The organism is Ornithinicoccus sp. (genome assembly GCF_057176825.1).
In genome coordinates this window covers 1,760,352-1,785,702 of sequence record NZ_CM169976.1, presented here as the reverse complement: position 1 = coordinate 1,785,702, position 25,351 = coordinate 1,760,352, and the positions used below count along the sequence as shown (strand labels likewise).

13 protein-coding genes are annotated in these 25,351 nt (G+C 72.3%); 3 read left to right on the top strand and 10 right to left on the bottom strand.

Going from position 1 to position 25,351, the window contains the following annotated elements:
* The first annotated feature begins 18 nt into the window (after positions 1 to 18).
* Positions 19 to 558 (top strand): GNAT family N-acetyltransferase, encoded by a 540-nt coding sequence (locus tag AC1QRC_RS08985; RefSeq protein WP_484206424.1) that lies wholly within the window; start codon positions 19 to 21, stop codon positions 556 to 558.
* A gap of 9 nt (positions 559 to 567) precedes the next feature.
* Positions 568 to 2,025 carry a M1 family metallopeptidase gene (locus tag AC1QRC_RS08980; RefSeq protein ID WP_484206423.1) on the top strand — a complete coding sequence of 486 codons (1,458 nt, stop codon included), beginning with the start codon at positions 568 to 570 and terminating at the stop codon, positions 2,023 to 2,025.
* A 30-nt stretch (positions 2,026 to 2,055) separates the two neighbouring features.
* Here AC1QRC_RS08980 and AC1QRC_RS08975 read toward each other — a convergent pair whose 3' ends face one another.
* The 8 genes from AC1QRC_RS08975 to AC1QRC_RS08940 form a co-directional block, all read right to left on the bottom strand.
* A complete protein-coding gene (locus tag AC1QRC_RS08975) occupies positions 2,056 to 2,784 on the bottom strand; it encodes an AMIN-like domain-containing (lipo)protein (protein WP_484206422.1) in 729 nt (242 codons plus the stop codon).
* 59 nt (positions 2,785 to 2,843) lie between these two features.
* The gene (locus AC1QRC_RS08970; RefSeq protein WP_484206421.1) at positions 2,844 to 3,332 is read right to left on the bottom strand and encodes a hypothetical protein; all 489 of its coding nucleotides are present in this window, start codon (positions 3,330 to 3,332) and stop codon (positions 2,844 to 2,846) included.
* 68 nt (positions 3,333 to 3,400) lie between these two features.
* Positions 3,401 to 4,645, bottom strand: coding sequence for a DUF445 domain-containing protein (locus AC1QRC_RS08965; RefSeq protein WP_484206420.1), 1,245 nt, complete (start codon positions 4,643 to 4,645; stop codon positions 3,401 to 3,403).
* Between the two features lie 169 nt (positions 4,646 to 4,814).
* Positions 4,815 to 8,243: a TM0106 family RecB-like putative nuclease gene (locus AC1QRC_RS08960; protein ID WP_484206419.1), complete on the bottom strand. Its 3,429-nt coding sequence runs from the start codon at positions 8,241 to 8,243 to the stop codon at positions 4,815 to 4,817.
* Between the two features lie 6 nt (positions 8,244 to 8,249).
* The gene (locus AC1QRC_RS08955; RefSeq protein ID WP_484206418.1) at positions 8,250 to 8,942 is read right to left on the bottom strand and encodes a VOC family protein; all 693 of its coding nucleotides are present in this window, start codon (positions 8,940 to 8,942) and stop codon (positions 8,250 to 8,252) included.
* A gap of 37 nt (positions 8,943 to 8,979) precedes the next feature.
* Positions 8,980 to 9,918 carry an aminoglycoside phosphotransferase family protein gene (locus AC1QRC_RS08950; RefSeq protein WP_484206417.1) on the bottom strand — a complete coding sequence of 313 codons (939 nt, stop codon included), beginning with the start codon at positions 9,916 to 9,918 and terminating at the stop codon, positions 8,980 to 8,982.
* A 9-nt stretch (positions 9,919 to 9,927) separates the two neighbouring features.
* Positions 9,928 to 11,205: an RNA polymerase sigma factor gene (locus AC1QRC_RS08945; RefSeq protein WP_484206416.1), complete on the bottom strand. Its 1,278-nt coding sequence runs from the start codon at positions 11,203 to 11,205 to the stop codon at positions 9,928 to 9,930.
* Positions 11,202 to 11,549 (bottom strand): YciI family protein, encoded by a 348-nt coding sequence (locus AC1QRC_RS08940; RefSeq protein WP_484206415.1) that lies wholly within the window; start codon positions 11,547 to 11,549, stop codon positions 11,202 to 11,204. Before AC1QRC_RS08940 ends, AC1QRC_RS08945 begins: the two co-directional genes overlap by 4 nt.
* Positions 11,550 to 12,200: 651 nt before the next feature.
* On the opposite strand from AC1QRC_RS08940, the gene AC1QRC_RS08935 reads away from it, so the two are divergent.
* Positions 12,201 to 14,063: an HNH endonuclease signature motif containing protein gene (locus AC1QRC_RS08935; protein ID WP_484206414.1), complete on the top strand. Its 1,863-nt coding sequence runs from the start codon at positions 12,201 to 12,203 to the stop codon at positions 14,061 to 14,063.
* Between the two features lie 42 nt (positions 14,064 to 14,105).
* On the opposite strand, the gene AC1QRC_RS08930 is transcribed toward AC1QRC_RS08935, so the two are convergent.
* Positions 14,106 to 15,716, bottom strand: coding sequence for an AMP-binding protein (locus tag AC1QRC_RS08930; RefSeq protein WP_484206413.1), 1,611 nt, complete (start codon positions 15,714 to 15,716; stop codon positions 14,106 to 14,108).
* Between the two features lie 110 nt (positions 15,717 to 15,826).
* A complete protein-coding gene (locus AC1QRC_RS08925) occupies positions 15,827 to 25,219 on the bottom strand; it encodes a carboxypeptidase regulatory-like domain-containing protein (protein ID WP_484206412.1) in 9,393 nt (3,130 codons plus the stop codon).
* Positions 25,220 to 25,351: the final 132 nt, after the last annotated feature.

Below are 25,351 nucleotides of genomic sequence, written 5' to 3'. Positions count from 1 at the left end.
ACGGGAGAGGATGGACCGGTGCCCATCGACCCCCACGTGACCATCCGCCCACCCCGTCGCGGGGAGGCCGCGGCGCTGTCCGCCCTGGCGCTGCGCTCCAAGGGCCACTGGGGCTACGACGCAGCCTTTCTGGACGCCTGCCGCGCGGAGCTCACCTACACCGAGGACCAACTCGATCACGACCTGGTCGGGGTCGTGGACACCGCGGAGGGGACGCCCGCCGGCTTCTATCGGGTCTCGGGTGCTCCTCCGGTCGGGGAGCTGGATGCCCTGTTCGTCGACCGACCGCACATCGGGTCCGGGCTAGGAGGTGTCCTGCTGGCCAGGGTCCTGCACGACGCCGCGGTCGCGGGGTTCACGGCACTGGAGTTGGACGCCGACCCCGGGGCGGCGTCCTTCTACACCCGGTTCGGCGCCATCCGGGTCGGCGAGTCCCCGAGCGGCTCGATCCCGGGGCGGGTCCTCCCCCGCCTCCGGTTCTCGCTGCCCCCTGCGGACCCCTCTCCTCCCCGTGCGGAGCCCTCTCCTCCCCGTGCAGACGACGGGACACCGGGCTAGTTTGCTGAGATGGCCTCTTCCGCACACACCCACCGTCCGGCGCGGCGCCGCACCGCCGCCGCAGGCGCACTCGTCCTCGCGGTGCTCACCCCGGTCGCCGGCACCGCGGCGGCGGACCCGACAGCGGGCCCGGCACCGCAGGCCCGCCCCGGCATCGGCGAAGACGGGGCGGGTGACCCCTACTTCCCGCTGGCGGGCAACGGCGGCGTCGACGTCGTGCACTACGACCTGGACCTGACCTACACCCCGCCCGAGGCCGACCCGGCGCCGTTGGAGGGCCACCTCGAGGGCGTGGCCACGATCCGGCTGACGACCACCGAGGACCTGCGCCGGTTCAACCTGGACCTGCGCGGCCCCACCGTCACCCAGGTGCGGGTGGACGGCGTCCGGACACGGTTCGAGCAGGTGGAGAACGAGCTGCAGATCTGGGGCAGACCGATGCTCCGGGCCGGTGAAGAGGTCGAGCTGGAGGTGTCCTACGGCGGGACCACCACCCGACCCCGGGACATCGAGGGCGCGCTGTACGGCTGGGTGACCACGAGGGACGGCGCCATGGTTGTCAGCGAGCCGGACGGCTCCGCCACCTGGTTCCCGGTCAACGACCACCCGACCGACAAGGCCAGCTACGCCTTCGAGATCACCGTCCCCGAGGGGCTGGTCGCCGTGGCGAACGGGTTGCCCGACGGGTCAGGGACCGAGGAGGGCTGGACCACCTGGCGGTGGGACGCCCCGGACCCCATGGCCGCCTACCTGGCCACGGCGACCGTCGGGGACTTCGAGTTGACCAGCTACACCGGGCCCTACGGCATACCGATCATCGACGCGATCGACCCGGCCCTGCCCCCGGAGAACTCGGCCTCCCTGGAGCGCACCCCGGAGATGCTCGAGTTCTTCACCGAGCGGTTCGGTCCCTACCCGTTCGTCTCCTACGGAGCGATCGTGGACGACGACTCCGTCGGCTACGCCCTGGAGACGCAGACCCGGTCCTTCTTCAGCGTCACCGCCCGGGAGGGCACCGTCGCCCACGAGCTGGCGCACCAGTGGATGGGCAATCACGTCAGCCCGGGCCGGTGGGCCGACATCTGGCTCAACGAGGGGTGGGCCAGCTACGGCACGTGGATGTGGGACGAGCACGACGGGGACGCCACCGCCCAGGAGTCCTTCGAGGAGGTGATGGCGATCCCGGCCGACAATGCCTTCTGGTCCGTCGTCGTCGCCGACCCCGGCCCGCTGTGCCTGTTCTGTGGCGCGATCTACGACCGGGGCGCGGCCACGCTGCACGCCCTCCGCGGTGAGATCGGCGACGACGCGTTCTTCGAGCTGGCGCAGCAGTGGGTGGCCACCTATGGCGGGGGCACGGCCACCACCGCCGACTTCGAGGCACTGGCCGCAGAGGTGTCCGGGCAGGACCTCACCCACTTCTTCGACGTCTGGGTGCACCAGCCGGTCAAACCGACCGACTGGTGAGCTGACCCCACGCGCCGCCCGCCCGCTCGGTCAGCCGTGGGCGATGTCCACGACGAGGCGCTCCGGGTCGGCCACCCGGGTGACCCGGAACGGTCGCTCCGAGCCCACCCCGACGAAGGCGTTGACCTGCCCCTCGAACGGCGTCAGCCGCAACACCTCGGTGACCTCGGTCAGACCGGTCCCCGGCACCAGGAGTTGAGGAGGGTCGTATGCCGTGCTGTCGGCTCCTGGCATCCCCGCACCCTGGATGTACACGGCCAACACGTAGTCACCGGCCAGGTCGACGGGGGCGCCGCTGCCGTCCTGGGCCGCGTCGTCGGTGTACTCCACCCGCCAGCCCACCGTCCCGGCCCCCTCGAGGTCGAAGACGACCCGGTCAAAGCCCGGCTGCAGCCCGACCCGCACGCCGGAGACGACAAGGTCCACCGACCCGGTGGCCTCCTGCTGCGCCGTCTCTCCCGGGGCCTGGAATCCTTCGAGGTCCGACGCGCTCGGCTGCCCGACGTCCGGTGCCGACGCGCTCGGCTGCCCGACGTCCGGTGCCGACGCGCTCGGCTGCCCGACGTCGGGTCCCGTCGTGGTGGGAGGTTGGACCGTCGGCTCGGGCCCGGTGTTCGGCGGGGGCGGGGTCGCCGTAGCGCTCTGCACGGGGGGCGTGCTCGGCACCTCCGGCTCCTCGGTCGCCTGCCCGCACGCGGCCAGGAGCAGGGCGACACAGGTGACCGTGCCGCCGCACGTGCTCCCTCGCCGGTGCGCCATCCGCTCACTGTGGCGTATGGGGGCCACCTTGTCGACGGGGCCCTGGAGTCTCAGCGCCGTCAGGCGGCGCTCCCCGGCTTGAGGACACCGGCAGTCGAGGGCAGCGACGGCATCGTCACCACGCCGTCGAGGGTGACCAGGTGGACACCCAGCAACCGGATTCCGGCGTCGCGACACCCCTCGATCACCCGCTGGTGCCAGGCACGGTCGGTGTCGGTGAGGCCACCCCGCGCCCGCACGACGGCGAACAGGACCGACCCCTCGAGGGGTGGGTCGGCGTCGTCCTCCTCTTCCTCCCCCGAGGCCCGGCAGAGCGCATGCACCGCCACCTGGAGGACCGGCATCCCCGCGCCCAGATCCTCCTCCGGGGTCGCGTCGGTGATGAAGACCGGCTGCTGCAGCCGTCCGGTCGCACCACAGAAGAGCAGGGAGATGCCACCGCCCATCCGGTCCTTGTTGCTGACGATGAGGTCGAGCACGTCTCGGGCGAGGGGTTCGTGGGACAACGACCGGGTCGGCCAGTCCTCTGGAAGGTTCTCGAAGGTCATGCCAACCCATCGTGCCGACAACAGGCTCGCCGCGTTCCGGTTCTCCACAGGCGACCGGCCGCCCCGGTTCAGAGCACCTGCGAGACCGTGTGCAGGACGAGTCCGACCAGGGCACCCACCACCGTGCCGTTGATCCGGATGAACTGCAGATCCCGGCCGACGTGCAGTTCGATCTTGCCGGCCGCCTCCCGACCGTCCCACCGCTCGATCGTGGCGCTGATGACCGACGTCAGCTCCGCGCCGTAGCGGTCCACCAGCACCCCCGCGGCCTCGGCTCCCCACTCGTCCAGTCGCTCGCGCAGCGCGTCGTCGGACACCGCCCGGGCCCCGAAGTCCTGCAGCTCCCGGGACAACCGCACCCGCAGCTGGCCGTCGGTGTCCCCGAGCGCCTCCAGGAGGACGACGCGGATCGCTTCCCACAGCGCCACCGCCGTCGGGCCGACGGAGGGGTGCTCCAGGACGCGGACCTTCAGGTCCTCGGCACGCGCCATGGTGGCTTCGTCGTGCTGCAGGTTCTGCGCGAGGCCGGCCAGGTAGGAGTCCAGCGCCAGCACGACGCGGTGCTCGGGGTCGGACCGGACCTCCGCGGCCCAGGCGACGAGCTCGGCATACACCCGCGCGACGACCTTCTCGTCCAGCCACTGCGGCGACCACCAGGGCGCCCGGGACGCCAGGATCGAGGCGACCTCCTCGGGGTGACCGACCAGCCAGGTGTGCAGCTCCCGGGTGGCGATGTCGACGACGCCGCGGTGCGCCTTGTCCGCCACGACGGCCTCGAGGAGGTGCCCGGCGAGCGGGCTGAGCGGCTCCTCCCGCAGCCGGGGCACCAGCGTCTGCTCCACGAAGGCCTGCATGTCCTCGGGGCTGATCCGCTCCAGCGCCCGCTGGGCCAGTGGTGCGACCTCCCCCACGACCCGCTCGGAGTTCTCGTGGCGCGACAGCCAGCTCCCGATGCGCCGGGCCACCTGAGCACCGAGGTACCGGTCCCGCACGGTAGCGGCGGTCAGGAAGTTCTCGCCGACAAACTGCTCCAGGCTGCGGGCCAGGGTGTCCTTGCGCCGCGGGATGATCGCCGTGTGCGGCACGGGCAGGCCCAGCGGGTGGCGGAACAGTGCGGTCACCGCGAACCAGTCGGCGATCGCCCCCACCATGCCGGCCTCGGCGGCCGCGTGGACGTAGCCCCACACGCCGTCGCGCCCGAGGGTGAGCAGGAACACCACAGCGGCCACCACCAGCAACCCCGTCGCCACGGCCCGCATCCGGCGCAGCGACCGACGGCGCTGGGTGTCCTCGGCACTCATCAGGTCGATCACCCGGGTCAGCGTATGCCGTGAGGAACCCCTGCGGCGCAACGGAGGGTGACCGGTGGGTGGGTGTCACGGGAAGGTTCGGAACAGGCCGGGGGTCGTGCCTGGACTGAGCAAAGCCCTCCGTGGTCGAAGACATCGATGACGCCAGCCGGAATGGCCTGCGCCCACGTTCTCAGCCGCCCGCAGGGGCCACGGTCGAGGCGAGGGGCCTGGACTGCCGGGACGTCGGCCACGAATCATCACGACGCACCGTGTCCGCGAGATCGACGAACCGGCACAGGGCGTTCACCGACCGCAACTGCTCCGGGGTGCGGACCGGGGCCTGCAGGAGGGCGGGGCTGCCGACAACCACGGCCAGCGCCTTGGCCCGGGAGACCGCCACGTTGAGGCGGTGGGTGTCGTAGAGGAAGCTCACACCCCGGGGGGCGTCGTCGGCGCTCGAGGAGGCCATGGAGTAGATCACGATGACCCCCTGCTGCCCCTGGAACTTGTCGACCGTCCCCGCGCGGACGCCCTCCGGCAGCATGCTGCGGAGCCGATCCACGTGCGCGTTGTAGGGCGCGACGACCAGGATGTCCTCGGGTCGGAGCGGGGCGCGGCGACCCTCGCCGTCGGTCCAACTCCCGGCGAGGAGCTGCTCGGCCAGGCCCGACACCAGCTCAGCCTCGATCGCGTTCTCGGAGCTGAACCCCTCGTGCTGCACGGGCACCCAACGGATCCCCGAGCCGGACAGCCCCGGGACGTCGTGCACCTCCTGACGCTCCAGCCCGGGCACGGACTCCAGGCGGTTGTCGTAGGACATCCCGGACACGAACCTGGTGATCTCCGGGTGCATCCGGTAGGTCCGGTCCAGGAAGACGCCCTGCTCCGCGGTGATGGTCTCGCGGCCGTCCAGCATGTGGTGCAGGACCGAGACGCCGACACCCTCGGGGTGCTGGGCATTGCTCGGCATGGTCAGCTGCTGCGGGTCGCCGAGCAGCACCATCGACCCAGCGGCCGGGGCAACGGACAGGGCCATCGGCAGCGAGAACTGACCTGCCTCGTCGACGATGAGGACGTCGACCGCACCGGCCAGGTCGGGGTGTGCCCAGAGCCAGGCCGTGCCGCCCACGAGCCGGGGTCCGTCGGCCTCCAGCGCCCCCAGGATGTCGGCGTTGTCCTTGGCCCGACGGATCGGCCCGGTGTCTGACTCCAGCCCCTTCTCGTTCGTGGACACCTTCCGGACCGCAGGACGGCCCACGGCCTCCAGGAAGTTGACGATGACGGCGTGCGAGAGCGCTGTCACCCCGACCCGCAGACCGGCGTCCAGGAGCTCGCAGACCAGTCGGGCGCCGCCGTAGGTCTTGCCCGCGCCGGGTGGGCCCTGCACCGCGAGCACGTCGCCGGAGAGGGACTGCCCGACGCGCACGACCACATCCGTGGCCGTCTCGCCGTCGCGAACTCCCATGCCGGAGGGCACCCTCCGCTCCAGGAGGGCAGCAGCCGGCGGGTCCGTCCCCGCGAGCAGGTCCTCCCCGGTGCGCAGCAGCGACTCTCGCAGCACTCCCGAGTCCAACGGCCCGGCCGGCCCCAGGCCTCTGGCCCGCCGGGGAGGGAGCCCCTTGCGGCGCTTGAGCTCGATCCACCCCGCCTCCGTGTCGACGGCCACCACAGTCCCGGCACCCGGCCTCCTGCCGGTCTCCGGGTCGGTGTCGACGTCGTGCACCGTGGCGTCCACGGCCACCTTCGCCTCCTGCCGCGGGAACGTGTAGCGCCAGATCAGCGACTGCTTCTCGGACCCGACCTCGACCGGCTCCCCCAGCCCGCCCAGGAGCGACGGGTCCTCGATCAGCTCCTGGTCGGAGAGGTGGGGCGTGCGGAAGTACTCCCACCAGTCCGCCTTGACCTCCCGCCGGTGCCACCCGACACACCCGGCCAGCAGGTCGTGACCCGCGTCGGACAGCCTCGCCGACAGGTCGTTCTCCCGCTGGATCAGCTCAGTGTCCTGGGACTCCTGCTGCTCCTTGCCCACCGGACGGAGCAGCGCGTCGTCCTCCCGCTCGGCCAGCTCCGCCCGCCGGTCCTCCAACCACTCGTGCAGTGCCCAGGTGGACCGGACGTCGTCCTCGTTGTAGCGACGGATCTCCTCCAGGATCGAGGCGTCGGTGCCCCCGTCGGCCAGCCACTGCTCGTACTTGACCACCGAGTCCAGTGCGTCCGAAACCTCCTCGGCCTCGCCCTTCTCCCGGGTGTGACCCCAGTAGAAGGCCTCGACCTTCTTGATGGAGTAGGACCCCTTGCTGATGCGCAGTCCCTGCCGCACCACGGCATACAGGTCGACGAAGCGCTCCCCGCGCAACAGCATGTCGAGCTCGGTCTCGGCCACGGCATACCGGCCGGTGAGCCGCTTCAGGGCCGCCTGCTCGTAGTTGGCGTAGTGGTAGACGTGCATGCCGGGGAACCGCTGCCACCGCTCGTGCAGCCAGGTCAGCAACTCGCCGACCATCGCCCGCTCCTGCTCCGCGTCGTGGGCCCACCACGAGGTGAAGGTCTCATCCCGGGTCCACACGCCGGCGAGGTACTCCCGGCCCACCCCGTCGTCGGCGAACGGGTCGCCCTCGAAGTCCAGGTAGACGTCACCCTCGTCCGGCTCCGGCAGCATCTGCAGGCCCTTGCCCTCCTGCGGGGGCAACAGCTCGTATGCCGGCTCGCCCGTCTCCCGTTCCCGCACCTGGAGCGCGGCCTGGGCCCGGAGGCGCTCCCCCGTCAACGAGGACAGGGACGCGAGGTCCTCGTCGGTGGCGCGCGCGAGCGCGGCGGTCGTGGTCACTCCCGCCTCGATCAGTGCCAGGCGGTGGTCCGAGCGCATCCCGGCCACGAGGGACAGGTCGTCGGCGGCCTCCCACTCGGCGGTGCAGCGGGGCTTCCAGCGGCACTGGTCGCAGTAGGCGCACGGCACCGGCTCCGTCGCCGGCAGGTCGTCGATGGCCACGATGGTGTTGACGAGGCGGTCGCGGACCCGGGCGGCGTAGGCATCGACGTCCTCCAACCGCCAGGCGTGCTCGGCCCCGTCCCCGGCGACCACGACCAGCCGGTCGGGCGCCACCCCCTGCAACTGCGCCAGCCGCGTGGCGTAGGTGGCCATCTGCAGGAGGGCGGGCACCTTCAGCCGGCGGGAGAGCTTGGTGTCGGCGATGTCGTAGGACCACCCGCCGAGATCGCTGGGCCGCTCGACCCTGAGCAGGAAGTCGGCGATCCCCAGCCACGACTTGTCGAACAGCACGGCCTGGTAGATCGCCTCGGCCCCCCGCCGCATGGCCGCCAGCGTCAGCTCCTCCCGCTCGGTCAGCGAGAGTCGGCGTCCCGAGCCCTCGGCGGTGCGCGGAGCCCGCTCGGGGATCTCCACGACCTCCACGCCCTGCGCGCGCAACTGTGCGAGATAGTCCACCTCGTGGGCCAGGCCGCGGGCGGTGATCAACTCCAGCTGCTCGTCCACCCCGGGTGCGGGCGGCTCAAGCGCGCCCTGCGCGACTCGCAGGTCCAGGGTCGTCGTGTGCGGGCACGCCACGTGGCGGGTGACGTCGGTGGGGCTCAGGACGACCTGCCCGTCACGGGTCTGCATCGGCGCTCAGCCCTCCCCGGCCCCCGTGGCCGGCTCGCCGCTGTCGCTGCGGCTCTGCCAGGTGCACAGGCAGACCTCGTTGCCCTCGGCGTCGGCCAGCACCCAGAACGCCGGCGCCCGCGTGTTGGAGACGAGCCGCCCGCCCGCAGCCAGCGCGGCGGCGAGACGCTCCCGGGCGAGGTCGTGCGGGAGCGTGAGGTCGAGGTGGATCCGGTTGCGGTCGGTGCGGGGCGGGTCCATCTCCTGGAACCAGATCGCCGGGCGCTGCCCCGACGGATCGACCAGGTCGTCGCCGTCGACCTCGTATCCGAGAACGGCGGCCCAGAACGGCCGGATGGCGTCGGCGTCGACCGTGTCGATGCCCAGCTCAAGGCTGGACACGCCGTGGGGAGCGGCCGCTGCGCCGAGGTCGGCGGCCAGACCGCTGATCCTCCGGGCCAACTCCAGGTCCCGCGAGGTGACCGTGCCCACGTCGTGGCTGGTCGTGCGCACCAGGACGTGGGTGTAGCGCAGGTCGACGTCGGGGTGGTGGTTCAGCTCGTCGGCGGCCTCGGAGATCGACTGCACGAGGGTGGCCCCGGTGGCGAAGTCGCCGGTCTCGAAGCGGGCTTGGAGGGCGCCCAACCCGTAGCGCCAGTCCTGCAGCCCCTCGGCGTGCATCGCGTCGTAGGGGGTGACCCGGTCCCTCGGTGTGCTCATGCCGTTCACCCTGACACAGCCCACCGACACCCGCCGCTCAGCCGGGCTGCATCGCCTTGATGATCGTCACCGCCTGGGTGACCTCGTCCGGCGTCCCGGTGTGCGGCGCCGAGAGGCTCCATAGGGCGTTGCGGACCATCCGGACGATCGAGTAGGCGCGGGCCAGGTCGGGGTCGATCCCGGCCGCCTCACTCAGGACGTCCACCCGCAGGCCCAGGTGCACCCGGGGATCGTGGGCCCGCTGCACCTGGTCCCACTGATTCCACAGGGCCGGCGTCACGGCATACGCGGGATCGCCGGCGACCACGTGCGGGTCGATGGCGACCCACTCCCCCGGGTCCGGCCGCCACAGGACGTTCTCCTGGTGCAGGTCCTCGTGGACCAGGCGGGCGTCAACCCCCGGCTCGGCGGCCAGGTCCCGCGCCAGCGCACGCCCCTGCTCCAGCAGCCGGCGGGGGAAGGCGCTGTGGGTCGCCAGTGCCTCGTCCGCGTCGGCCGCCAGCTCGGCGAGGTGCTCGGACAGTGTCCGGGCCCAGGGCGGGGCCGGTCGGTCGAGCCGCGTCAGGACCCTCCCGATCTCTTCGCAGGCCTCGATGGCTGGCAGGCGGTTGAGGTCCCGGGTCTGGTCCAGTCGCTCCAGGAGCAGGGCCCACCGGGACGGGTCGGCGGCCAACAGACGGGCAGCGCCCCGGCCGTCCCAGGCCCGGAGGGCGAGGTGCTCGTCACGTCCCTCCCGGTGCGGCCAGACCACCTTGAGCGCGGCCGGCGTCCCGTCGTCCCGGCGCACGGGGAGCACCAGGGCGGAGAAGCCGTGCATCGGGTCGCCGTCCACCCGCAGGTCCCAGTGCGCCAGCAGCTCGGCCACCACCCCCGGCAGGCCGTCCAGCCAGCCCTGAAACTCCGGCATACCGGGTCCCGGCACGTGGCGGCTCACCATCTCCTGCAGGCCAACGGGGACGAGGTCGGAGGAGGTCATAGTCTGACGCTACGCGGACCCCTCGGGTCGGCCGTCGGTCGGATGCTGCGCCGGGGGCCCGACGAGCTGGTCCCGGCGACGGGTGAGATAGGCGGTCTCGGCCGTGTTCCCGGCCAGTTCGATGGCCCGGTCGTATGCCGATCGGGACGGTGCGCTGCGGCCCAGCCTCCGGAGCAGCTCGGCCCGGGTCGCGTGGAACGCGTGGTAGCCGTCCAGCGCCTCCCCCAACCGGTCGACCGTCGCCAGCGCCACCTCCGGTCCGTCGAGCTCTGCCACCGCCACGGCACGGTTCAGCGCGACCACGGGCGAGGGGTCGAGGCGGCACAACTGGTCGTACAGCGCCACGATCTGCGACCAGTCGGTGTCGCGCGCGTCCCGGGCATCGGTGTGCACGGCATTGATCGCCGCGAGGATCTGGTAGCGCCCCGGAGCCTCCCCGATGGCCAGGCGCTCGCGGACCAACCGGTGACCCTCGGCCACGAGATCGGCGTCCCAGGCCCCCCGGTCCTGCTCGGTCAACGTCACCAGCTCCCCGCTCGAGGAGACCCGAGCCGGGCGGCGCGCCTCGGTGAGGAGCATCAGCGCCAACAGTCCGCAGACCTCCCCGTCCCCGGGCAGCATCGCGCGGAGCAGCCGGGCCAGCCGGACGGCCTCGGAGGTCAGGTCGTGCCGAATCGGCTCGGTATCCGGCCCGGTGGCCAGGTAGCCCTCGTTGAACACGAGGTACAGCACCGCCAGGACGCCGGAGACCCGCGCCGGCAGGTCCTCGGCGCGGGGCACGCGGTAGGGGATCCCCGCGCTGCGGATCTTGGCCTTCGCCCGGGTGATCCGCTGCCCCACGGTGGTGTCCTGCACCAGGAAGGCCCGCGCGATCTCGGACACCGTGAGCCCACCGACCATCCGCAGGGTCAGGGCTACCCGGGCCTCCATGGACAGGGCCGGGTGGCAGCAGGTGAAAACCAGTCGGAGCCGGTCGTCCTCGATGGCACCCACCCGCGGTGCCGGCCCCTCGGCATACATCCACTGCGCCTCCCGTTGCTTCTCCTCACGTTTGCCCTCGCGCCGTAGGCGGTCGATCGCCTTGCGTTTGGCGGTGGTGGTCAGCCAGGCGCCCGGGTTCGGGGGTATGCCGTCAGTCGGCCACCGCTCGACCGCGCCGGCGAACGCCTCTGCCGCCGCGTCCTCGGCCAGGTCGAGGTCGCCGAAGCGTCTGGCGAGGCCGGCCACCACCCGCGCCCACTCCTCGTGGTGGGCCCGGGTGATCGCCTCGCGGACGTCCTCGCTCACAGGAACGGGCGCACCTCGACCTTCCGGTGGCAGGCTCGTGACCCCTCGGCCGCCAGGGCGAGGGCGACGTCGAGGTCCGGGGCCTCGACGACCCAGAGTCCGCCAAGGTGCTCCTTGGACTCCAGGAAGGGGCCGTCGGTCACGACTGCCCGTCCCTCCCGGTTGTCGACCACGGTCGCGGCGGCCGGGGCGGCCAGCCCGCCGGCGTAGACCCAGTGGCCGTCCTGGCGCAACCGCGCGTTGAAGGCGTTGATGGCCGCGGCCTCCGTCGGCGTTGCCGAGCCGCCCTCCACCGCCCGGGTGCCGTCGGTGAACTCCTCGATCACGGTGAACAGGTACTGCATCGGACAATCATCTCCTGCGCTCCGGCCGCACGCTCTCCGTGCGGCTCACCAGGACCACGAACGGCAGCGCTCCGATCCGACACCACTCTCCATCCCGTGCCCTGCCTTGCCCTTTTGCGGCCGCTGACCAGGGGTGTCCTCGAAATGAGGACACGACCCCGCCAGTGACTCAGGGGGCTCCACCCGGGCGACCTTCCTCCTCTGGCCTCCTCTGGGTCCCCCGGCCGGCTCCGGGCCTTCCCCTGCGCCGAGCCCCTGCTCCCGATTCCCACGAGCTGACCTGCGATGTCCTCGAAATCGCGGACACGACCCCGCCAGTGGACTCAGGGGTTCCACGGGCCTCTCCACCCGGTCGACCGGGCCCGGCGTCGTCGTCCCGTGCGGAGCTTCTCCACCCGGTCGCCGGGCTTCGTCGTCCGGTCACGCGGCCTCGTCCCGTCGCGCGGGCCGCGTCCCGATCACCAGCCCCCACCTAGTCCGCCTGGTGCCTCTGCCGGGTCCCGATCCGGGGTGTCCCCATTGTGAGGACATCGCAGGTCAGGACGGCGATTGGCGAGGCAAGGCCGCCCCGCTCATGGGCTCAACCAGCCGACACTGTCGTACGTCTGTCCTACGCTGGAACCAGTTGATCGCAACGAGGGGGTCAGGCACATGGAGTCATACGTCATCTATCACGCGGAGGACGAGAGCCCGCCGCCGACGGAGGAGCGGGAGCCGGAGGTCAGCACCGATGAGGTGCTCGTGGAGGCGACCCAGGTCGTCGTGGAACGGCTGATCGAAGCCGGCGTCACCAAGGAGATCGCGAATGCGCTGCACCTGGTCGTGCACGTCGTAGGGCGCCAGCTCCACGACTTCGACGGCCGCGCGCACAGCGACACCGTGGAGGCGGTCCAGTGCCTCCACGGCTGGCTCGACGGGGTGGCCGCCACCGCCACTCGAGGGTTGCACCGGGCCATGGCCGAGAGGTTCAAGCCAGCGGTCCCAGAGGAGGACATGACCAAGGCCGAGCAACGGCGCTGGCGCCGCGACGTGCGCAAGGCCACCCGCACCGAGCTCGAGACCACGACGGGCAAGGGTGCCCGCGCATCAGGCCAGTTGGTCGACCTCGCCACCGCGCCCCCGCTGCTCCGGGAGGCCATCGCTGAGGCCCTGGCCGACGGCGGGGCCGACTCCTACCGGGCCTGGCGGGTGCTGGATGCCACCGACATGTTTCCGGACGCCGACCGCGCCGCGATCGCGCGCGCGGTCCTCCCGCGACGTTCGGACGGGACGCGGAGGTCGCTGTCCTCCTTCAACAAGTCGCTGCAGCGCGCCGTCCAGAAGCAACTCAGCGCCGCACCGCACCTGGCCCGCAAGCGCGACCAACGCGCCCTGGAGAAGCGCGACTCCACGTCCCGCGTGCAGGACGACGGCACCGGCCAGGTCCGCACCACCGGGGCGATCGAACGCGTCGTCGCCGCCCACGCGCGCATCGACACCATCGCCCGGGCCGCCAAACGGTGTGGCGACGACCCCCGCACCCTGGCGCAGTTGCGCTCGGACGTGGCACTCGACCTGTTGCAGTTCGGCACCATCCCGCCCGTGGTGGAGGAATCCTCCGACGAGGGCGCGCAGGGCGGCCCGACGCTGCGCTACCGCGACCTCGGGGAGCTGCCACCGGCCCACGTCGACGTGGTGGTCTCGCTGGAGACCCTGCTCGGACTGAGCCACGGCATCGGCGACCTCCCGGGCCTGAGCAGCATCAGCGCAGCCCGAGCGCGGGAAGCCGCCATGACCGCGGGATCGGTGTGGCGCCGGCTCGTCGTCGATCCCCTCGACGGGCATGCGGTGGAGAAGTCCAGCCACGCCTACCAGCCCACCGCGAGGGTGCGGGAGCAGACGACGGCGCGCGACGGCACCTGCCGGTTCCCCGGCTGCCAGCGCCCGGCCACCCAGACGCAGGGGGATCACGCGATCCCCTGGACGCCGGACAGCGACATCCCGCTCACCGGCGCGTGGAACATCCAGCGTCTCTGCGAGTTCCACCACGACGCCAAGACGCGGGCACTCTGGGCCGCCGTCATGACTGCCGAGGGCGAGGTCCGGTGGACGAGCCCCACCGGCCGGGCGTACACCACCCGACCGCAGGACTGGGCCGCTGCCACGGCCGCAGCAACCGACGGCACGGATGGTGGCTACCGGTGGTTCCGCGATCAGCTCGACCGGCTGATCCGCGGCGAGGACAACGACCTGGAGCGCGAGGACCTCGACGTCGCCATCGACTCCATCGCCAGCCCGGACGGGCAGCGCGTGGAGCAGGGCTCCCTCATCGAGAGCCAGTTGGCCTCGGTCGTCACCGACTGGTGGGCGAGCACGAGAGCGGCGCTGGAGGGCATCGAGATCTGGCACCGGACGAAGGGCGGGGCCAGCCGTCGCGGACTGGCCCCGCGCGAGTCGACGCCCACGGTCAGCATCGTGGACTTCGGTCACGACCTGGCGATGGAGTGGGACCCGGAGGGGAAGGTCGGGGCGTGAGCCGGGGTGCCGGACCTGTCCTCGCGGTGAGGACAGCCCTGGTCAGAGGCCCAGTTTCTGCCGGGACACCTCCCGCATCTCCACCTTGCGGACCTTGCCGGTCACGGTGATCGGGAACTCCTCGACGACCATGACGTAGCGCGGGATCTTATAGTGCGCCAACTTGCCGGTGGCGAACTCCCGGACCGCCTCGGCGGTCAGGGGTTCGGCTCCCTCCTTCAGCTGGATCCAGGCGCAGAGTTCCTCGCCGTACTTCTCGTCGGGGACGCCGACCACCTGGACGTCCTGCACGTCGGGGTGACCGTAGAGGAACTCCTCGATCTCCCGGGGGTAGATGTTCTCCCCGCCGCGGATCACCATGTCCTTGCTGCGCCCGACGATGGTGCAGTAGCCGTCCTCCCGCATGACCGCGAGGTCTCCGGTGTGCATCCAACCGTCGGCATCGAGCACCTCCGCGGTCTTCTCCTGGTCCTCCCAGTAGCCCAGCATCACCGAGTAGCCGCGGGTGCAGAACTCCCCGGTCTCCCCGCGGGGCACGGTCTCCCCCGAGACCGGGTCGATCAGCTTGATCTCAAGGTTCGGGTGGACCCGCCCGATCGTCTCGGTGCGGCGTTCCAGGTCATCGTCGACCCGCGTCTGGGTGCTCACCGGCGACGTCTCGGTCATCCCGTAGCAGATGGACACCTCCGACATGTGCATCACGTCCACGCACTTCTTCATCACCTCGACGGGGCACGGCGACCCCGCCATGATCCCGGTGCGCAGCGTCGATAGGTCGTGCTCCTGGAAGGTCGGATGGTGCTGCATCGCGATGAACATGGTGGGCACGCCGTACAACCCCGTGCACCTCTCCTCGGCAACCGTCCGCAGGGTCCGCTCCGCCTCAAACCCGGGCCCGGGGATGACCATGGTCGTGCCGTGGGTGGTGCACCCGATGTTGGCCATCACCATCCCGAAGCAGTGGTAGAACGGCACCGGGATGCAGAGCCGGTCCTCCTCGGTGAAGTTGATCAGCTCGGTGACGAAGTAGCCGTTGTTCAGGATGTTGCGGTGGCTGAGCGTCGCACCCTTGGGCCGGCCTGTGGTGCCGGAGGTGTATTGGATGTTGATCGGATCGGCGGGATCCAGGGTGGACATCCGCTCGGCGACGGCGTCCGTATGCAGTTCCTCGCCCTCGGCGACGAGCCCCGCCCAGTCGTCGGTGTCCACGTAGACGACCCGCTCCAGGCCCGGACACTCTGCGGCGGTCTCCTCGACCATCGCCCGGTAGTCGCTGCTCTTGAAACTGCTCGCCGACAACAGCATCCGCATCCCGCTCTGGTTGACGGCGTAGGCGAACTCGTGGGTCCGGTAGGAGGGGTTGACGTTGACGAGGACGGCCCCCACCTTGGCGGTGGCGTACTGGGTGAGGGTCCACTCCGCACAGTTGGGCGCCCAGATGCCGATCCGGTCCCCGGCCTCGACACCGGCGGCGATCAGGCCGCGCGCGAGCGCGTCGACGTCGCGGTTCAGCTCGGTCCACGTCCACCGTCGGCCGCTCTCGACCTCGACGAGGGCTTCCCGATCCGGGTGGGCGGCGACGGTGCGCTCGAAGTTCGCACCGATCGTCTCCTCCAGGAGTGGACGGCTCTCTCCGGCGGCGTGCGACTCCATCTCGGCTCCTCTGGTCCGACGCGACTCACTGCTGCTGTGGCCCAGCCTGCCACCCTCAGCGCCCGGCCGTCAGCCCTCAGCAGCGAGGCATCAGCAGTCCAGTCCGCGCGTCACCGCACCACCAGATCCGGTCCGATCACCTCCGCGGTCCAGCCCTCGACGGCCAGCACGGCCACCAGCCCGTAGGTCCCCGGTTCGACACCGCGGACCTGCCCGAAGTAGCGCTGGCCCCGCTGCTCCATCGGGAACTCCGCCACCACCCCGTCGTCGGAGACCAGCTGCAACTGGACGCCCTCCACCGGTGTCGGTTCGCCGGTGTCGTCGCGCAGCGTCAGGATCACCTGACCGCCCCGGCCCGGCGTCTGCCACTCGGGGGTCAGCAGGACGTGGCCGACCTCCCGCTCCTCGGTGACCGCGTTGCCCAACGCGTCGGTGGCGACGAGCGTGATCGTGTTGCTGCCCTCCGCGAGGGGCACGGTCACCGCGAACGTCCCGTCGCCGGCGACCTCGACCGCCTCACCCTGGACGGTCAGGGTGACGGGCTCGGCATACTCGTCGGTCACGCTCCCCTCCACGAGGACCTCCGGTTCGAGGTGTGCCGATCCCTCCCCCGGCGTCCAGCTGACCTCGGGGGCGGTCTGGTCGAGCACGACCTCCAACGGCTCGGAGTCCGCGGTGCCGCCGTCGTTGGAGGCCCGGGCCAGCAACACGTTCGGGCCCTCCACGAGGTCGACCGTGAGCTCGTACGACCCGTCGGCTGCCGGTTCGACGCTGCCGAGCACCTCCTCCCCGCGCAGCACCGACACCTCGTCAGCGTCCGGAGCGAGCCCTGTCACCAGGATCGGGGTGTGCGCCACCAGCAACTCCTCGGTGGTCAGGGTGGGGACCTCCGGCGGTGCTGCGCCGTCCAGCTGCAGCAGCCACTCCAGGGAGTCCACGACGACCGTGCCGGTGTCCTCGGTCCACCCGCGGTCCGGCCCCATGTAGTCCGAGACCGCGGCGAAGGACAGCAGCAGGTGGCCGCTGCCGGGCGCACGCTCCTCGAAGGTGACGGCCGCGCCGACCGGCTCGCCGGACACCGTGAGGGTGGCGAGTCGCTCGCCCGGGTACTCGGCCAGCCAGCTGTAGTAGCCGTCGTCGGCGACGATCTGCTCCGGGTCGGCGATGCCGGCGAGCACCGGGTGGTCGGCCAGGTCGGTCAACCCGACAGGCCCGTCGCGGTAGCCGTGGCCACCCACCACCACCTCATCGCTGTGCTCCTCCAGCAACCGGATGCCGCCCTCGGTCACACCGTAGGTGCCGGTGAACACCAGGCTCACGCCCGCGTCGTCGGCCGCCTCCACGAGCCCGGTGAACTGGTCCGCAGTCGGGCGACCGCCGTTGACCACGAGCGCCTCGTAGTCCTCGACGTCGGCCACCACCGTGTCCCAGTCCGCCTCGTCGGTGGGCAGCCCCTGGTCCAGCAGGTATGCCGTGAGGTCGCCGTCGACGTCACCGAGCACCGCGACCTGGATGGGCTGGATCTCCACCTCGAGGGTGGCCGGGTCCTGCCCGACGGTCACCTCCACAGTGCTGCCGACGTGGCGCGGCCCCTGGACGGTCACCGTGTAGTCGCCGACCAGGACGGGGTCGAAGGCCACGCGCCCGTCCTCACCGGTGGTGTCCTCGGCGTCGGTCGGGCCGTCCACGGTGACGGTGGCGCCGGCCACGGGTGTGTCGTCCGGCTCGGTCACCACCACGGTCAGGCTGGAGCCGGCCAGCGGCGTCAGGGCGACATCGACCTGGACACTGTCCTCGGGTCCGACCGTCACATCCTGGCTGTACGGCTCGTGGCCCTCGGCGGTGACCTCCAGGGTGTGCTCGCCCGGGGAGACCCCGATCCGGAACGTACCGGCGTCGTCGGTCTGCGCGGTCCGACCGTCGATGTCCACGGTCGCGCCCTCGACGGGCTCGCCGCCCGAGGTCACCGTGCCGTGCACCTCGCTCTGCCGAGCCTGCAGAGCCCAGTCCAGGCCGTTGAGCATGATCCGCTGACCATCGGTGGTCCAGCTGGTCTCCGGGGCCCCGTAGCTGCCGGCAGACAGGCTGCCCAGCAACAGGTGCACGCTGCCCGGCGAGGCGAAGCGGTACGCCACACCACTGCCGAGCTCCTCCCCGGTGAGCGGTGCCACCGTCTCACCGAGGACCTCACCCGAGTAGCCGGCGAAGCTGGCGAACTGCTGGTTCTGCCCCGGCTTGGTCAGCAACGTCACCGTGTCCCCGACCTGGTAGCCGTCGAATACGGGGTGGTCGACGTCCACCCGGTACCCGATCTCCTCGGGCACGAACGAGTTGCGCTGGCTCTCCGGGTCGCCCAGGTAGCCGACCAGCTGACGGATGCTGCCGCCGTTGAACTGCGAGCTGAACACGACCGGCACGTCATGGGCGGCGGCCTCCTCTAAGAAGGTGGTGAAGACCTCCTCCGAGGGGACGCTGCCGTTGCCGTTCAGCAGCACCAGGTCGATGTCGCCGTTCGTCACGTCGACCTCGCCCAGGGCGGTGTAGGCGACGGACTCCTCGGTGAAGCCGTGCTCGGTCAGGAAGGCCGCGATCGAGCCGGTGCCCCGGTCGCCGACCACGGCAACGTGGGCGCTCGCCCCGAGGCGCAGGTCCTGGGTCACCGGCACCCCGTCGGCGACGGTGATGGTGGCGAAGCGGGTGCGCAGGCCGTCGGCGCGGGCCAGGAGCACCCACTCCCCCTCGGGGACGTGGCTGAGGGTGAACCGACCGTCAGCACCCGTGGTGGCGGTGAGGTCGGTGCCGTCGACGTCGACGACCGCACCCTCGACGGGGGCGCCGCCGGCGTCGGTCACCGTGCCGGAGACCCCGGCGCCGGGCGCCTGCCCCAGGACGATCTGCGAGCTCGCTGAGTCGCCCTGCCCGACGGTCACCTCCACGCTGGTCGGCGCGTACCCGAAGGCCTGCGCGGTCAGTGTCCAGGTGCCGGGCTCCAGCGGGACGACGTAGCCGCCGTCCCCGGCCCGCGCGGGGTGCTCGCGGCCGGTCTCCTCCACGGTGACCACGGCCTCCACGCCCGCCCCGGAGGCGTCCACCACCGTGCCGCGGGTGTCCGCGCCGAGCCCGCTGGTCCGCATACCGAAGTCCAGGGCGTTCACCAGGAGCCGGGCGTTCTCCGGCGTGAAGTAGAGCGCCTCGTGGCTGCGGGTGCCGACGGCGCCGTAGTTGGAGTTGGCGACGGTGGACACCAGCACGTCGACCGAGCCCGCGGTGCGCCCGTCGTAGGCGACCGCGTCGCCCGCTGGCCCCTCGTCGCTGGCCACCGTCGCCACGGTCGTGCCGGTGTAGCCGGCGAAGGCGCCGTACATCCGCCCGGTGTCGGTCGGGGCGAAGCTGTCCGGCAGCCCCGCGACGAGGGGGTGGTCGGGGTCGCCGACGGTGACCGTCACGTCCCCGTCGAGGGTGCCCTGCAGCCACTCGGCCGGGTCCTCCAGGAGCTGCACCAGGTTGCGGATGCCGCCGCGCGAGTAGTTGCCCAGCCACAGGACGGGGGTGTCACCCCGGTTCACCGTGTCCAGGAACGTGGCGAACGCCTCCGGGCCGGGGTTGCTCCCGGTCCCGTTGTTGACCACGACGAGGTCGACCTCGTCGAGCGTCTCGGTGTCGGTCCACCCGACGTCGACCCCCTCGTAGCCCCAGTCCTCGAGGAACTGCAGCGTCCGCCCGGCCGTGGCGCCGGAGGCCGAGTCCCCGATCACCCCGACGGTCGGGCTCTGCAGGATCGTCACGTCCTCGGTGTGGTCGCCCGAGGCCATCGGGAAGGTATGCAGGGTCCGCACGTGGCCCTCGACCTCCACCTCCAGCTCGCGCTCGCCCGACTCGACCCGGGGCAGGGTGAACTGCCCCTGGTCGTCGGTGTTCGTGGTCAGCGGCGTGCCGGTGAGCCGCACCTCGGCTCCCGGGACGGGCGTGCCCTCCGCGGAGGTCCCGGCGTCGTCGATCCCCGTCCCGGAGGCGTCGATGCCGTAGACGGTGCCGGACAACGTCCCCACGTCGCCGAGCGCCAGCTCAACGTCGAGGGTGTGCGCGGGCCCGTCCACCGTCAGCACGTGCTCGAACGGCTGGTACCCGTGCGCGGTCACCCGCACCGTGTGCTCGCCCTCGGGCAGGCCGATCAGGTAGCTGCCCTCGGCATCGGTGGTGGTCGTCCACGTCGTGTCGACCACGCTCACCTGCGCGCCGGCGACCCGTTCGCCGTCCGGGTCGGTGACGGCACCGGACACCTGGGACAGGTGCGGCGCCCCGGCGAACCGCACGGCGTTGCGGAAGACGGTCCGGCCCTCCTCGGCCCAGTCCACCGTCGGGTTGTGGCCCGCCGCCGCATACAGGCCGCTGAGCAGCACGTGCACCGAGTCCGGGGTGCGTATGTCATAGCCGAGGCCGGCACCGGCGACCTCACCGTCGATGCCCACGTCGGCCAGGGTGACGCCCTGGTAGCCCTCCAGGACCGGGGCGTCCGCGGTGGCGTTGAGATAGATGACCGGCTCGTCCCCGAGCCCGTCGAGCACCGGGTGGTCGGCCAGCGAGCTCAGCTCCACCGGCCCCTGGCCGGTCCCCCCGTGGCGCACCAGCGACTCCGGGCTCCCGGTGGTCGAGGCGAGTTGGTAGACGGCCGGCGTGCGCAGCTCGGTGTTCGAGGCGGTGAAGAGCACGCTGACTCCCGCCTCGTCCAGGGCGGACATCCGGTCACCGAACTCGGCGGCCGGCAGCGCGGGCGCTGCGTTGAGCACCACGACGTCCACCTCCGCGAGGTCGTCGGTGACCTCCCAACCAGTCTCGAACGCCGGGATCTCCTGCTCGGTGAGGAGGTCGGTGAGGGCTCCGGAGTAGTCACCCACCACTGCCACCCGCGGGGCGCCCTCGAGGGCCACGTCGGTGGTGGTCACCTCGCCGGGGGTGACTGCCACGTCCGCGACCTCGGCGGTCAGATAGCCGTCGGCCTCGACCCGCAGGGTGTAGCTCCCGGCGGGGACGTCCTCGACGACGTAGCCCCCGTCGCCCCCGGACGCGGCCGTGGCGTCCTCCAGCTCCAGGAGCGTGAGCGTGGCGCCGCCGATCGGGGCGCCACCCGTGGCGTCGCTGACGGTGCCGTCCAGCGAGCCGGTCCCGGAGTGGACCAGCTCGATCTCCACGGCCGTGACCTCGCCGGCGGTCACGGTCACCTCGTGGTCGGTCTGCTGCATCCCGGTCGCCCGGACCCGCAGCGTGTGCGTCCCCGGGTCGAGCAGCACGGTGGCAGCGCCCGCGGTGATGTCCTCGCGCTCGAAGGAGTCGACGACGCTGACCGTGCCCTCGACGGGGCCGTCGGGTCCGGTCACGGTCAGCTCCACGGCGCCGAACTCCGCGGCGAGGGCGTGCTGCACGGACGCGACGAGGATCTCCTCGGCGCCCGTGTCCCAGTTCACGCCCGGCCCGACCAGGGCGCTGGCCGCGAGGCTGGGCAGGAGGACCTGGGCGGAGTCGGTGCTCGTGCGCTCATAGCCGATCCCCGTGCCGCGGGGGCCCTCCTGGTCGTTGCCCAGGGTGGCCAGTCCGGCGCCCTCGTAGTCCTCCAGCCAGGCGTGGTAGTTGCGGGTCAGCAGGCCGAACCGGTCGTCGCCGACCGGCGCGGTGACCGGGTGCTCGACGGGGTCGCTGAGCCAGACGGCGCCGCGGTTGCTCGACTGGCTCCCCACGGTGCCCTCGCTGCCCCGGGCCGCGAGCACGTGGCCGACGCTGCCGGTGGCGGCCCCCCAGGTGTCGAGGGCGACGATGCTGGTGCCGGCCTCGTCCGCCGCGACCAGGGTGTCGGCCAGCCGCTCGGGGTCGGCGTCGGCGCGGTCGCCGCTGCCGCCGTTGAGCACCAGCACCTGGTACTCCCCGGCCGCCTGGGATGCCTCCTCGAAGCTGATCTCGTCCACACTCCACCCGTGGCCGCGCAGCACCCCGGCAAGCCGGGACTGGTAGTCCGCGACGACCGCCACGTCGAAGCCGCCCAGGGTCACCTCGACGGTGGTGGTCTCCCCCTCCGCGACGGTGACGGGCTCGGCATACGGGGCCCTGCCGGTGAGGGTGGCGGTGAGCTCCCACTCCCCGACGGCCACGTCGGGGAAGGCGAAGGTGCCGTCGTCGTCGGTGGTCACCGGGTCGACCGGCACGTCTGTGAGCGCCACGGTGACCCCGGGCAGCGGGGCGCCTTCCTCGTCGAGGACCATGCCCGCGAGGGCTCCGCGGCCCACGGTGGTCAGGGCCGCGTCGACGACGACCGGCGCCACCGGGGTCACCGTGACCTCCTCGGTGTGCGTGGACAGCCCGTAGTGGCTGATCCGCACGGTGTAGTCCCCCGCCGGGACGGACAGGTCGTAGCCGCCCGTCTCAGGGTCGGCGGTCGTGGCGTGCTCGATCTCCCCGCGCAGCACTCTGACGTCGGCAGCGACCGGGCCGTCGGGGCCGGTGACCGTGCCGGTGACGCGCCCGGTGGACTCGTACGCGGCGACCGTCCCGTCGCGCGCGACGAGGACCGCGGTGCCCTCCGCCACCGCGGCGGAGGACAGGACCGGAGCGGGCAACTGATCGGTCCACAGCCGTGCGCCGCTGGTGGCGTCGAGGGCGAAGACGCTCTGGTCCTGGGACCCGCCGAGCACGACACCACCGGTGGTCACCGCCACCGAGGAGGTGACGGCCGTCCCGACGTAGTGGTGCCAGACCCTGGTGCCGTCGCCGCGGTCGTAGGCCGCGACCGACCCACCGGTGTGCGATCCGAGGATGACCAGGTCGTCGTAGAGCACGGGACTGCTGCCCTGGGCGTCGCCGTGGTCGGCGGCCTCCCAGAGGGTCTCGCCGGTGGCCAGGTCCAGGGCCAGCGCGGAACCGCCGGTGTAGTCGGACGTGCTGGTGCCCAGGTAGACGGTGCCCCCGGCGATCGCCGGGAGGGTGATCGCGACCGTGTCGGGCCGCTGCCACAGCAGCTCCCCGGTGGCGACGTCCAACGCGCTGACCGTGGCGGTGCCGGTGCTGGCGGCCACGGCGACACCGTCGGCGACCGCCGGGCCGAAGAACACCCCCGCCCCGATCTCGGTGTGCCACCGGCCCTCACCGGTGGCTGCATCCACGGCGTGCACCCCGCCGGTGGCATCGCTGCCCACCGCCACCAGCACGGTGTCGTCGACGACGGTCGGCGAGCCGTAGACGGGCAGGTCGGTGCCGGTGTCGTAGGACCAGCGCTGGGAACCGTCGGCCGTGTCCAGCGCCACCAGCGTGCCGTCCCGGCCGGTGGTCGCATAGAGCGTGGTCCCGTCCGGTGAGACCGCGGGAGTGCCGCGCTGCTCCGCACCGGTGGTGAACCGCCACCGCTGGGAGCCGTCGGTCCGGTCCAGCGCCGTGATCACCCCGGTGACCGAGGCGATGTAGACGCTGTCGGCGCTGACGACCGGCGAGCCGAACATCACCTGCCCGACCGAGGCCGTCCACTGCTGCTCCAGGCTCGCCGGGTCGAGCGTGCTGTCGGCCAGGCCGGTGCCGGCCGGGTCCGCCTTGAGCTCGTGCCACGCGCCGGCGCCCTGCTCCGGCAGCGGCTCCAGCGCGATGTCGAGCGTGGTGTCGCCGGACACGACCACCTGGCCGGTCCAGGCGCGGTATCCCCCGGCGCGGGCCTGCAACTGGTGGGTGCCCTCGGGGAGCTCCAGCAGATAGCTGCCCTCGGAGTCGGTGTATGCCGTGTCCTGGGGGCGACCCTCGACCCGCACGGCGGCGTCGGCCACCGGGTCCCCGCCCGCGGTCACCGTGCCGCTCAACGTGGCGCCCTCCTCCTGCTCGAGGACGACGTCGACCACCTGGGCCTGCCCGGCGACGACCTCCACGGCGACCTGCTGGGTCCGGTAGCCGTAGGCCGACACCTCCACGGTGTGCTCCCCGGCAGTCACGTAGACCTCGTAGCCACCGGTCTCCCCGTCGGAGGTCGTCGCGATCAGCGGGTCGGTGCCGACGACCTCGAGGGTCGCCTCGACCGGCCCGTCGGGTCCGCTCACCTGCCCCGAGACGAGCCCGCTGTGGGCTGCCCGGGTGGTGGCGGCATACGCGTCGACGATGCCGGAGCCGTAGCTGTTGTTGGGCAGGGTGCCCATGTGGGGCTCCTGCCGGGTGGTCTCCTCCAGCACGGTCTGCAGCTCGTCCACGCCCATGCCCGGCGAGGCCGACAGCACGAGGGCGGCGACGCCGCTGACGTGCGGCGTGGCCATCGAGGTGCCGGAGATGGTGTGGTAGCCGTCCTCGCTCAGGTGCCGCGGCCACGCCGACCGGATCTGGGCGCCGGGCGCACTGATCTGCGGCTTGGTGTACTCCACCCCGTCCCACACGACCGGGCCCCGGCTGGAGAACGGTGCGACCTGGTCGGCGCTGTCGGTGGCGCCGACCGCGAGGGTGTGCGGGTAGCCGCCGGGATTGCCGATCGTCCCGGTGGTCGGGCCGTCGTTGCCGCCGGCGAAGACCGGCAGGATGCCGGCCGCCCGCCACGCGGTCACCACGTCCCAGAACTGCCGGTTGTCCCCCGGCCCGCTGCCCCAGGAGTTGCTGGCGATGTCCGGAGCCTTCTCGGGGTCGCCGCCGGGGGCCATGATCCACTGCATCCCGTTGAGGATCCCGACCTCCCCGCCCCGCCCCGCGTCGCTGAGCAGCTTGACCCCGATCCACTCCGCGTCGGGGGCCACCCCGACGATCTCGCCCGGGGCGCCGCCGAGGACCGAGCCGGTGACGTGGGTGCCGTGCCCGTTGCCGTCGCCGGGCTCAGGGTAGTTCTCCCCCGTGGCGACGAACCACGAGTCGCTGTGGTCGCCGTCGCGGCCGCGGTACTGCCCCGCCAGGGCGGGGTGACCCGCGTCGACGCCCGTGTCCAGCACGGCCACCGTGATCCCCTCACCCCGGTGGCCGTACTCCCCCCACGTCTGCGGGGCGTGCACCTTCTCCACGCTCCAGGTCGGCAGGGCCGGCTCGCCGGTCGTCTCGGGCAGCTCGATCTGCTCCTCCAGCCGGATCGAGACAACCTCCTCCAGCGACTCGAGCTCCCGCAGGGTCGCGGCGTCCACCCGGGCACCCACGGCGTTGACGGCCCACAGGTCGACGGGGTCCTCGAGCACCCCCATGACGGCCTCACGCTCGGTGGCACCGGCCTCGGTGAGCGCGTCGACCACGGTGCGCGCGCGGGCGTGGTCGGCGGCCTCATCGGCCCGGGCCTGCACCTGCGCCGACTCGCTGCCGCTCTCGGAGGTCCCTGCGGCGGCACGAGACTCGCGCGCCGCCTCCAGCGCCGCACGGTCGGCCTCCTGCGCCAGCACCTCCAGGTCGGCCGAGCCCGCCACCTCGATGACGACCCCGACCGAGCCGTCGTCCGCCCGCGTCCAGCGCGTCGCGCACGGCGGCGTCCGTGCCCCGTGCCCCGGTGTCCCCCGCTGGCTCACCCTCCGTTGGCTCACCCTCCGCTGGCTCACCCTCGGCTGCGGCCGGCAGGTCGTCCGACAGCGCGACGACGCCCTCGGGCGCACCCGCCTCCTGGTCCGGGTGTTGCTCGCTCTCCCGGCCCGGCGACCACCGGCTGCGTGCGCGCC